Annotated in this window: 15 protein-coding genes; 10 read left to right on the forward strand and 5 right to left on the reverse strand. The window is 58.3% G+C overall.

Annotated elements, in window-relative coordinates:
- Positions 1 to 39: 39 nt before the first annotated feature.
- The 4 genes from GOV89_RS08335 to GOV89_RS08350 are packed head-to-tail and all read left to right on the forward strand — an operon-like array spanning position 40 to position 2,638.
- Positions 40 to 1,251, forward strand: a complete 1,212-nt coding sequence (locus GOV89_RS08335; RefSeq protein WP_171237944.1) for an NAD(P)/FAD-dependent oxidoreductase — start codon at positions 40 to 42, stop codon at positions 1,249 to 1,251.
- Complete coding sequence (rsmD, locus tag GOV89_RS08340) at positions 1,248 to 1,811, forward strand: 16S rRNA (guanine(966)-N(2))-methyltransferase RsmD (protein WP_171178276.1); 564 nt, start codon at positions 1,248 to 1,250, stop codon at positions 1,809 to 1,811. Before GOV89_RS08335 ends, rsmD begins: the two co-directional genes overlap by 4 nt.
- A complete protein-coding gene (locus GOV89_RS08345) occupies positions 1,804 to 2,433 on the forward strand; it encodes an HAD family phosphatase (RefSeq protein WP_171178274.1) in 630 nt (209 codons plus the stop codon). Before rsmD ends, GOV89_RS08345 begins: the two co-directional genes overlap by 8 nt.
- Before the next feature lie 25 nt (positions 2,434 to 2,458).
- Positions 2,459 to 2,638 carry a hypothetical protein gene (locus tag GOV89_RS08350; RefSeq protein WP_171178272.1) on the forward strand — a complete coding sequence of 60 codons (180 nt, stop codon included), beginning with the start codon at positions 2,459 to 2,461 and terminating at the stop codon, positions 2,636 to 2,638.
- Here the strand turns inward: GOV89_RS08350 and map are convergent.
- The 4 genes from map to sfsA form a co-directional block, all read right to left on the reverse strand.
- On the reverse strand, positions 2,626 to 3,438 hold the full coding sequence (map, locus tag GOV89_RS08355) for a type I methionyl aminopeptidase (protein WP_171093205.1): 813 nt from the start codon (positions 3,436 to 3,438) through the stop codon (positions 2,626 to 2,628). The genes GOV89_RS08350 and map overlap by 13 nt on opposite strands.
- 165 nt (positions 3,439 to 3,603) lie before the next feature.
- The gene (locus GOV89_RS08360; protein ID WP_171178270.1) at positions 3,604 to 3,978 is read right to left on the reverse strand and encodes a hypothetical protein; all 375 of its coding nucleotides are present in this window, start codon (positions 3,976 to 3,978) and stop codon (positions 3,604 to 3,606) included.
- Positions 3,979 to 4,000: 22 nt separating this feature from the next.
- Positions 4,001 to 4,375 carry a hypothetical protein gene (locus GOV89_RS08365; RefSeq protein ID WP_171178268.1) on the reverse strand — a complete coding sequence of 125 codons (375 nt, stop codon included), beginning with the start codon at positions 4,373 to 4,375 and terminating at the stop codon, positions 4,001 to 4,003.
- 167 nt (positions 4,376 to 4,542) lie between these two features.
- Entirely contained in the window at positions 4,543 to 5,238 is a 696-nt protein-coding gene (gene sfsA, locus GOV89_RS08370) for a DNA/RNA nuclease SfsA (protein ID WP_171178266.1), read from the reverse strand.
- 50 nt (positions 5,239 to 5,288) lie between these two features.
- Between sfsA and GOV89_RS08375 the strand changes: the two genes are divergently transcribed.
- Genes GOV89_RS08375 through GOV89_RS08390 form a run of 4 tightly spaced genes read left to right on the forward strand, consistent with a single transcriptional unit; the run spans position 5,289 to position 8,205 of the window.
- Positions 5,289 to 6,011 (forward strand): molybdopterin-binding protein, encoded by a 723-nt coding sequence (locus GOV89_RS08375; RefSeq protein ID WP_171178265.1) that lies wholly within the window; start codon positions 5,289 to 5,291, stop codon positions 6,009 to 6,011.
- A complete protein-coding gene (locus tag GOV89_RS08380) occupies positions 6,008 to 6,718 on the forward strand; it encodes a GNAT family N-acetyltransferase (RefSeq protein WP_171178263.1) in 711 nt (236 codons plus the stop codon). The genes GOV89_RS08375 and GOV89_RS08380 overlap by 4 nt, the downstream gene beginning before the upstream one ends.
- Positions 6,719 to 6,748: 30 nt before the next feature.
- Positions 6,749 to 7,306 (forward strand): peroxidase-related enzyme, encoded by a 558-nt coding sequence (locus GOV89_RS08385; RefSeq protein WP_171178845.1) that lies wholly within the window; start codon positions 6,749 to 6,751, stop codon positions 7,304 to 7,306.
- Positions 7,303 to 8,205 carry an OmpA family protein gene (locus GOV89_RS08390; protein WP_171178261.1) on the forward strand — a complete coding sequence of 301 codons (903 nt, stop codon included), beginning with the start codon at positions 7,303 to 7,305 and terminating at the stop codon, positions 8,203 to 8,205. Before GOV89_RS08385 ends, GOV89_RS08390 begins: the two co-directional genes overlap by 4 nt.
- Positions 8,206 to 8,282: 77 nt before the next feature.
- On the opposite strand, the gene GOV89_RS08395 is transcribed toward GOV89_RS08390, so the two are convergent.
- The gene (locus tag GOV89_RS08395; RefSeq protein WP_171237945.1) at positions 8,283 to 9,188 is read right to left on the reverse strand and encodes a LysR family transcriptional regulator; all 906 of its coding nucleotides are present in this window, start codon (positions 9,186 to 9,188) and stop codon (positions 8,283 to 8,285) included.
- 227 nt (positions 9,189 to 9,415) lie between these two features.
- On the opposite strand from GOV89_RS08395, the gene GOV89_RS08400 reads away from it, so the two are divergent.
- Positions 9,416 to 9,856, forward strand: coding sequence for a DUF4399 domain-containing protein (locus GOV89_RS08400; protein ID WP_171178257.1), 441 nt, complete (start codon positions 9,416 to 9,418; stop codon positions 9,854 to 9,856).
- A gap of 67 nt (positions 9,857 to 9,923) precedes the next feature.
- Positions 9,924 to 10,532, forward strand: coding sequence for a LysE family translocator (locus GOV89_RS08405; protein ID WP_171178255.1), 609 nt, complete (start codon positions 9,924 to 9,926; stop codon positions 10,530 to 10,532).
- The last annotated feature ends 4 nt before the right edge of the window (positions 10,533 to 10,536 follow it).

Genomic DNA, 10,536 nt, shown 5'->3' on the forward strand with positions numbered 1-10,536 from the left:
AACACGGAGACCACGGGAAAACTGCAGGGTGGGCAAAACATGAGCCATATTGTCGTGATCGGTGCCGGTCAGGCGGGTGCATCTTTGGTGGCGCGTTTGCGCAAGGATGGGTTCGACGGGGACATCACCCTTGTCGGCGCTGAACCGCATTTGCCCTATCAGCGCCCGCCTTTGTCCAAAGCATACCTGCTGGGCGAGATGGAGCTGGAGCGCCTGTTCCTGCGGCCCGAGAGTTTCTATGCCGAGAACAACATCACCCTGCGTCTGGGCCAGCGCGTCACGGGCATCGATCCGCAAGCCAAGACTGTGACGTTGGGGGACGAAGTCATTTCTTACGACGAACTGGCGCTGACCACCGGGTCCGATCCGCGCCGTCTGCCCGCGGCAATTGGTGGTGACCTGGAAGGTGTGCATGTGGTGCGCGATCTGGCGCATATCGACGATATGGAGCCCAAGGTCACTGAAGGTGCTCGTACGTTGATCGTGGGGGGTGGCTATATCGGGCTTGAGGCCGCAGCCGTCTGCGCCAAGCGAGGCGTCAAGGTGACTCTGGTCGAGATGGCAGACCGTATTCTACAACGGGTTGCAGCACCCGAGACCAGCGACTATTTCCGTGCATTGCACAGCGAGTATGGTGCGGACATTCGCGAAGGCGTCGGGTTGGATCGGCTGATTGGCAAAAACGGAAAGGTGACGGGGGCCCTGCTTACCGACGGCACCGAGCTTGAGGTTGACTTTGTCGTGGTTGGTGTCGGCATCGCGCCCGCAACCCAATTGGCCGAGATGGCGGGGCTTGAGGTGGACAATGGTATCAAGACCGATGCCCATGGCCGCACTTCGGATCCGTCAATCTGGGCGGCAGGCGATTGTGCCTCGTTTCCACACGGTGAAGGCCGGATCAGGCTAGAGAGTGTGCCTAACGCCATCGATCAGGCCGAGATCGTCGCGCAGAACATGCTGGGCGCGGCCCGGGATTATGTGGCGACCCCATGGTTCTGGTCGGACCAGTATGACGTCAAACTGCAGATCGCCGGTCTGAACACCGGATATGACCGCGTTGTGACCCGCAAGGGCGAAGGGCAGACCGTGTCCTTCTGGTATTACAAGGGCGATCAGTTGATAGCTGTGGACGCAATGAACGATCCCCGCGCGTATATGGTCGGCAAACGCTTGATCGACGCAGGCAAGACGGCCGATCCGGCCATCGTGGCGGATCCGGACGCGGACCTGAAGCCGCTGCTTAAAGCGTGAGAATCATCGCCGGAGAGTTCCGGGGCCGCGCCTTGGCCTCGGTCGGCAAAGGGGATGCGGGGGCACATCTGCGCCCCACCACTGACCGTGTGCGCGAAAGTCTTTTCAACGTCCTGACCCACCAGATCGATTTTGACGGCCTGCGCGTGCTGGATCTGTTCGCAGGAACCGGGGCGCTGGGGCTTGAGGCGCTGTCGCGTGGTGCGTCTCATGTCACCTTTGTTGATGACGGACGTGTGGCCCAAGGGCTAATCCGCAAGAATATCGACCTGACCCACAGCGCCGAGCGTACCGATCTGGTCCGCCGCGATGCCACCCGGCTGGGCGACAACCCGAAGGCCCCATATGATCTGATCTTTCTGGACCCCCCCTACGGCAAAGCGTTGGGCCAAAAGGCAGTGACCGCAATAACCGCCGGTGGATGGGTCGCTGATGACGCCTTACTGGTTTGGGAAGAAAATGCTCCGATGCAGCCACCTGCCGGGTTCACGTTGCAGGGCAGTCGGAAATATGGCGACACGTATATCTCTTTGATATGGAAAGACGAACCGGATGCATGATCTGGTGATTTTTGATTGCGATGGCGTTCTGGTAGACAGCGAAGTGATCTCGAACCAGGTGCTGGTTGAAAATCTAGCTGGCTATGACCTGCACCTGACACTGCCTGAATGCATGTCGCTGTTTGTAGGCGGAACAATGGTCGGGGTGCGCGACAAGGCACGCAGCATGGGTGCCGATTTACCCGATGACTGGGTGGATCAGATCTATGCTGAAACCTATGACCGACTTCGCAAAGGGGTTCCTTTGGTGCCTGGTGTTTCCGAATTGTTGGTGGCATTGGATCAAAACGGCATCCCGTTCTGCGTTGCGTCAAACGGCAGCCCGGACAAGATGAAGATCACCCTGGGTCAGAATGGGCTCTGGGACCGGTTCAAGGACGTTATGTTCTCGGCTCATGTTCTGGGAACTGGCAAACCGGACCCAAGGATGTTCAAGCTGGCCGCTCAGCACTTCGAAGCAAACGCCCCGGTGGTTATTGAAGACAGCGAGAACGGCGTCACTGCGGCCACCCGGGCGGGTATGCGCTGTTTGGCCTACGCACCGCATGGCGGCAGGCTGGCAGATCTGGGTGCCGAAGTAATCACGCACATGTCACAAGCGCACCAGTTGTTGGGACTCTGACCCTTTGTTGTGCTAAGGTGCAGGCATGGACCGCGCCCTGACACCCTTTAGTTGGACGTTTTCCCACGACGCCGAAGCCTCGACCGGCCCCGAGCGCAAACCCATGCGCGCGCCTGTTTTCATCCACGACGCGGTGACGCCTTGGGGGGCAGAGACAATGCTGCTGAAAGTGATGCGCGAACAGGCTGCCGATCAGGAGGAATAGGTCGGGTGGAACTTATCGCCCGGCGAGAGTGTAAAAATCTCGACCCCATCCGCTGTGACACCCACCGAATGCTCGAACTGTGCCGACAGTGACTTGTCGCGGGTCACAGCAGTCCAGTCGTCGGCCAGTGTCTTGGTTTCAGGACGGCCCAAGTTGACCATCGGTTCGATGGTAAAGAACATACCCTCTTCCAGAACCGCGCCAGTGCCCGGACGGCCATAGTGCAAAACGTTGGGCGGCGCGTGGAACACGCGGCCCAGACCGTGGCCGCAGAAATCACGCACAACACTCATCCGGTGCGCTTCGACATAAGCCTGAATGGCGTGGCCGATATCGCCAAAAGTGTTGCCGGGCTTCACCATCTCGATGCCCTTGAACAGCGCGTCATGGGTCACTTGAATCAGCCGCTCTGCCTTGCGGGGCAATTTACCGGCCACATACATACGCGAGGTGTCGCCGAACCAGCCATCGACGATCACAGTCACGTCGATGTTCAGGATGTCGCCATCCTTCAGCTTTTTTTCACCCGGAATGCCATGGCAAACGACGTGATTGACGCTGATGCAGCTGGCGTGCTGATAGCCTTTGTAGCCAATCGTGGCCGAAGTTGCGCCTGCGTCTTCGACCATCTGCGTGATCAGCCCGTCAATCGCGCCAGTGGTCTGGCCGGGAAAGACGTGTTCTGCAATATCATCCAGAATGCGTGCCGCCAAAGCCCCTGCCGCGTGCATTCCGGCAAAGTCGCTTTGTTCATAGATGCGGATGCCGTCTTTGGTCAGGCGGCCACGATGTTCTTTCATCGACGCTAAGCTCCAAATGTTTCGCGCAGCATTCCTTTTACGCTGCTTGTGCAGAAAGTACCAGAGGGCGCAGGGTCACACTCTTTCAGCGAAGTAGTTCGACGGCTTATCAGTTTCAACAGCCGCTCTCTCATGCCATTACTACGACCCTATGTCGCGACAGGCTCAATCCCACGCTATTTTCGGGGGTGGAGTGCCGCAAACTTCCAAACGAGCGGACAGTGCGATCAATTTGCCCTTGGTCGCGGCTATTTCGCCCTCCAAATCATCCCCAGATAAACTGGATACAGGAACGCCGATTAACAGCACGCCGACAGCGTCACCAGCAACCGCTTGTTTTTGTGCGGAAACCAAGGCAGGCACTCTGGCAACCTCTTGTTGGTAGAGTTGTCGTGCCTTTGCGCAAGATACGTCGTTATAGACGTCTCCGATTGGAACCGGTGCAATCGAACTTGGTTGTTCCGCGCACGCGGTGACGGCGAGAAGGACGGCCAATGTGACTAAATTTTTTTGCATGCTGAACTCAGTGATTTCTGACATAAGGCGACAGTTTCGCGAAGGCTCAGCAGGTATAGGTGAACTCCCACTGAGGGTCGATGACCAGTTGGGCAGAACGGATGTCACATGTTCTGCCGGTTGACTTCAGGTACTCTGCCGCCGCCGATTGAAAGACCAACTGCGTGGGGTCCATACTGCCAGCCAAGCCGAATGTTGCCCCTTCGGCGGCACCTGCCAATGCCGCATCTCCCAAGCTGGGCGTCAGCATAATCAAGCCGCTTTCAGGCTTGTCGAAGACGCGCCAGGTTCTGCCAAAGGCTTCGAAGTTTATTGGGTCGACGTCGCCATATGTCTTCATCGCGTAACTCATGCCCGAGCAAGAGGCCGTGTATAGGAGTGCGGCGCACAGAACGGTCATACCAATGGCTTTGTATCGCATGACAAATCTCCCCTCGAAATTGTCGTGCTGAATAGCAAAGCTTTTTGTATGCTCATTAACCTTGATATGAATCAACAAATAGCGTTTTAAGAATGTTTATAGTGAGCTTTAGGTTTGACCCGAGACGCTAGGTTATCTTGTTTCTGGCGGGTGCTGCTGAATGGCCTCTAGATCGGTTTGGGTAAGACTGCGACGCCTAAGGGTGAAATCTCTGTCCCATACACCAATCGTTCCACCCCCTGCGCCTGTGCTGTTTCAAACGCCGCCGCATAGGCCGGGTCAATATCAGCCGCCAGCGCAAACCTGTCGCAATCGGTACGCTGGACCAGATACAGCATGATCGCGCGGTGTCCTTGCGCGGCCATGGCTGCCAGCTCGCCCAGATGCTTTGTGCCGCGTGCCGTGACACTGTCGGGAAACTCGGCCAGGCCGGGCTGGCGCGAGAGGGTCACGCTTTTGACCTCGACATAAGCGTCGGGCAGGCCCGGCCCGGTCAGCAGGAAATCGATGCGGCTGTTTTCGCCGTATTTCACTTCGGGCCGGACGGTGTCATAGGCGGCCAGTTCTGCAATCTCACCGGCTTCAAGCGCTGCCCTTAAGGCGCGATTGGGAACCGAGGTGTCAACGCCGGTGAAATGCCCGTTTTCGTGATCCACCAAACGCCAGCCGTATTTCAGCTTTTTCTTGGGGTCGTCATTGGGTTCCAGCCAGATTTTCTCGCCCGGTTCAGCCAGCCCCATCATCGATCCCGGATTGGCGCAATGGGCCGTAACCTCTTGCCCGTCTTCCAGCGTGCAATCAGCCAGAAAGCGTTTGTAGCGGCGGATCAGGCGGGCGGGGACAAGAGGGGTTTCAAATCGCATGGTTCAGGGCCTATACCTGCCCCTGAGAACGATCAAGAGGGGAGAGCGCCATGGCCAATCCAACTGCAGCAATGCTGGTGATCGGGGATGAAATCCTGTCCGGCCGCACCCGTGATGCCAACATGCACTTTCTGGCGCAGGAGCTGACCAAACACGGCATCGACCTGAAAGAAGTGCGCATTGTCAGCGATGACGCCCCCGCCATCGAAGCGGCGGTCAAAGCACTGTCTGATGCCTATGACACCGTCTTTACCAGTGGCGGCATCGGTCCGACACATGACGATATCACCGCCGATTGCATCGCGCGGGCCTTCGACACGCCGATTGATATTCGGGATGACGCGCGGGCGCTGTTGCAGGCGCATTACGACAAATCGGGGTTGGAGCTGAATGCCGCCCGACTGCGCATGGCCCGCATTCCCGATGGTGCGGCGCTGATCGACAATCCGGTCTCGACTGCACCGGGCTTTATCCTTGCGAACGTGCATGTGATGGCCGGTGTGCCTTCGGTGTTTCAGGCCATGGTGGCCAGTGTTCTGCCAACGTTAACCGGAGGCAGTCCCTTGCTGTCGCAAACTCTGCGCGTGGATCGGGGCGAGGGCGATATTGCCGCAAACCTGTCCGCCTTGGCCGAAGAGTTCAGCGACCTGTCCATTGGCTGTTATCCGTTCCAGATCAACGGGGCCTTCGGTGCCAACGTTGTGATACGGGGCACTGACGGAAGGCAGATCGATGCGGCGATGACCCGTCTGGCGAAAGAGTTGGAGCTTTGAGCACCAACTGGGCGGATATTGTCGACGGCACTTGGCCCGCCGCAGGCTACAAGGCGCTTGGCCCGTTCCAACTGCGCGAAGGGCAGGGTGGTGGGTCACGCGTGTCTGCCGCCAACGCGCTGGGTCCTGCCAGGGACGCGGATATTGACGCCGCCGAGGCCGCAATGCTGGCCATGGGGCAAAAACGCATTTTCTGTCTGCGTCCGGGTGATGAGGCTCTGGACGCGAAACTGGCTGATCGGGGGTACAGCGTTCTGGACCCGGTCAACATCTATGCCTGTCCGGTCGACCTGCTGACAGATCAACCGATCCCTCCGATCATGGTCTTCTCGGTCTGGGAGCCGCTTGAGATCATGCGTGAAATCTGGGCTTCGGCCGGGATTGGGCCAGAACGCCAAGCGGTGATGGCGCGCGCGAAGGGCCCCAAAACCAGTCTGTTGTTGCGCCACAACGACAAGCCCAGTGGCGTAGCATTTGTCGCGATGCACGGGGATGTTGCGATGGTCCACGCACTTGAAATCCTGCCCGATCATCGCCGCCAAGGTCTGGGCCACTGGACCATGCGCGCGGCGGCAATCTGGGCGCGGGACAATGGCGCGCAGACCCTCAGCGTGATCTGCACCAAGGCCAACGTGGGAGCCAATGGTCTTTATCGCGCACTCGGGATGGAGCTTGCGGGCGAATACCATTACCGTCACCTTGAGTGAACTGAAGAGGCCGCCGTGACACAGAAAGACATGCCCACCGCGCTGAACCTGCCCATGGTCGATCCGCTGCCGCCGGAAACGCAGAAATACTTTGATATCTGTGTCGAAAAGCTGGGAATGGTGCCGAACGTATTGAAAGCCAACGCATTCGACATCGACAAGCTGAACGCCTTCACAGCGATGTACAATGACCTGATGCTGGTCGACAGCGGCTTGTCCAAGCTGGAGCGCGAGATGATTGCGGTGGTGGTATCGTCGATCAACAAGTGCTTCTACTGTCTGGTCGCACATGGCGCGGCGGTGCGTCAGCTATCGGGTAATCCGCAACTGGGTGAGATGCTGGTGATGAATTACCGCGTCGCGCCGCTGGAGCCGCGTCAACGTGCGATGTTGGATTTTGCCGCCAAGATGACCACTGCCAGTGCCGAGATTGAAGAACCTGACCGCCAGAAACTGCGCGATGCCGGGTTCACCGACCGGGATATCTGGGACATTGCCAATGTCACCGGGTTCTTCAACATGTCCAACCGGGTGGCCAGCGCGACCGCAATGGTACCCAACGAAGAATATCACGCACAGTTTCGATGATCCGCGCCGCCGCCCTTGTTTCAATGCTTCTGACAGGTCCGGTTCTGGCACAGGACCTGACACTGCCCAGCAGTGCGCGTCAGATCAGCGACCGGACCTCGCCGCTGGATAGCTATGACCTACCGACGGGGCCTTATGCCGATGGTGCAGTGCCAGCAAAGACCGTTGAGGGGCAGGTCGAACGGTTCACATGGCGGCTTCAGGCCGGGTCCAGTACGACCCTGCAACTTCTGGCCCCGCTGCGCGACCAGATCGAGGCGCAGGGATACAAAATCCTGTTCGAATGCGAGGCTCAAAACTGTGGCGGCTTCGATTTTCGATTTGGTACCGAAGTTGTGCCGACACCGGACATGTATGTCGCCATTCAGGATTACCGCTTCCTGTCGGCCACCAAAGGGCCTGTTGTGTTGAGCCTGTTGGTCAGTCGCAACCCGCCGGATGGCTATGTTCAGCTTATCCGTGTGACGCCGCAGGATGCTCCTGACCCTGATCCGGTGGTGATCGAACAGGCCGTCGAAGGTTCGGGCGGATTGCTCGAGGCTCTGACTAGCACTGGGCATGTGATCCTGGATGATTTGCATTTCCCTACGGGCGAGGTGGCGTTAGGAGAAGGGCCATTTGGCTCACTGGCCCTGCTGGCCGGATATCTGGCCGACAACCCGGAGACGCGGTTGGCGCTGGTGGGGCATACCGACGACACCGGCGCGCTGTCGGCCAATATCTCTGTCAGCAAAAGCCGGGCCGAGGCCGTACGCACCCGATTGATCGAGGCGCATGGCGTGGCCCCCGAGCGGATTGAGGCGCAAGGCGTGGGCTATCTGGCTCCGATAACGTCCAATGCAACGCCTGAAGGGCGCGACCTGAACCGCCGGGTCGAGGCGGTTTTATTGGTCAACTGAAACTGTGCCGCCGAGTCTGAAGGCAAAAAAAGACCCGCACTTTGACATGCGGGTCATAGGTTGGTCTTCAGGGAGAATTACCAGTCCATCGGGCCTTTGTCGTGGTAGGAATTGACCAGGAAGTCGATGAAGGCCCGAACTTTGGGTTGTGTGAAGCGGCCGGGTGGGTAGACGGCATAGATGCCCTGAACCTCATCCGGCAGTGATGGCATGGCGTCGACCACCTGCCCTGATTTAAGCGCATCGGCATAAAGATAGCTGTGCAGATACGCGATCCCCAGCCCCGAGATGGCCGCGTTCAGCAGCGACTGCCCGTCATTCACGCTCAGCCAGCCCGCAGTGCGCACCTGACGCTTTTCACCCGAAGGTGCCGTCAGTTTCCAGACATTGCCCGAGGACTGGCTGGAATAGTGCAGCAGCTTGTGTTCGTTCAGATCATCAATCTTCTGCGGGCGACCGAAGCGCTCTATGTAGCTGGGCGCAACCACCATGCGCTTCACGGTTTCAGTCAGTTTACGGGCGCGCAACGTGCTGTCTTCCAGCTCGCCAATGCGGACGGCCACGTCAAATCCTTCGGAAATCAGTTCGACATAACGGTTGTTCAGAACCATGTTCACGGTGATGTCGGGATAGGCGGCCAGGAACTCGGACAGAACGGGGGACAGGTGATTCACGCCGAAATCCGTGGCAACGCTGATGCGCAACAGGCCAGATGGGGCCGACTGCATTGAGGTGACCAGCGAATCTGCCTCGCCCGCGTCATTCAGAACGCGCCGTGCGCGGTCATAATAGGCAAGGCCGATTTCTGTCGGCGACACCCGACGCGTGGTGCGGTTCAGCAACCGGGCCCCCAGACGCGCTTCGAGGCTCGAGACATGTTTGGACACGGCGGATTTGGAGATGCCCATCTTTTTGGCCGCATCGGTGAAGCCACCTTGGTCCACCACATTGGCGAAGGCTTCCATTTCAGTCAGTCGGTCCATACTTGTTCCCCAGATCTTGATTTCCTCCCTGACTATGGCGCTGAATCTGGGCGGAAACGGGGCATACATGGGATAATATCAGGGATTTGAATCGGATCGTTTGCGTATGGGAAACGCAGAAACAGTGGTTTCCAAATGCGCCGCAGCCCCTGTGTGGCTGTGTTTTTTGGCCAATTGGACTAATCTATTAGTTTGAGAATGGCATTTTTGTGACAAGGGAGGAGACCATGAAGACCGTTTTCACCATCGCTGCCTTTTGCCTTTTTGCGGGTTTCGCACACGCCGGGGGTGAAACGCCTTCGAACCCCGAAGCAAAGGTCTATTTCGTCAATTTGTCAGACGGTGACGCAGTGCAATCGCCGGTTACGGTTGTCTTTGGCCTCAGCGGAATGGGTGTCGCTCCGGCAGGGACCGAGAAGGAAAACACCGGCCACCACCACTTGCTGCTTAACCGCCCACCAATTGGTGAGGGTGATGACGGCGCAGATGAGCTGGCCTATGGCCTGCCCGCCGACGACAACCACATGCACTTCGGAGGCGGTCAGACCGAGGTGACACTGGACCTGCCCCCTGGTCAGCACACGTTGCAACTGGTGCTGGGGGACGCGGGCCATGTGCCGCATAACCCGCCGATTGTGTCCGAGGTGATTACGATTACCGTCGAATAAGCAACCACGGGCCTGTTTACTTTCGCGTTGATGTGGGGAACTCTCCGGCGCGTGTTCGGGGGGTTTCATGTCGCTTGAGTTTCTTCTTACGTCCTTGATCGTTGTTCTGTTGCCGGGTACCGGCGTCATCTACACGCTGGCCATTGGGCTTGGCCGAGGATTTCGCGCCAGCGTCGCGGCAGCAGCAGGCTGTACACTTGGGATCGTGCCCGCCGCTGTAGCCAGCATTATCGGCCTGGCCGCTTTGCTGCATACAAGCGCGCTGGCCTTTCAGGTGCTCAAATACCTTGGCGTGCTCTACCTGTTCTATATGGCGTGGGGAATCGTCCGTGAGGGCGGTGCGATGGAAGTGAGCGCCGAAAAATCCGGTAAAGGCTACCTAAAGATTGCGACGACCGGCACGCTTATCAACGTTTTGAACCCTAAGTTGTCTTTGTTCTTCCTTGCGTTCCTGCCGCAATTCCTGCCCGCCGACACAAGCGATGCGGGGCTGGCTTTGGTGCAACTGGCGCTTGCGTTCATGGCGATGACCTTTGTTGTATTCATCGCCTACGGGGCCTGCGCGGCCTTGGCGCGGGACTACATAATCCACCGCCCGTCAGTGATGGCCTGGATCAAACGTTGTTTTGCAACAGCCTTCGGCGCGCTTGGGGTAAAACTTGCGCTGTCCGACTGACCAA

Source organism: Ruegeria sp. HKCCA5763, assembly GCF_013034545.1.
Taxonomy (GTDB): domain Bacteria; phylum Pseudomonadota; class Alphaproteobacteria; order Rhodobacterales; family Rhodobacteraceae; genus Ruegeria.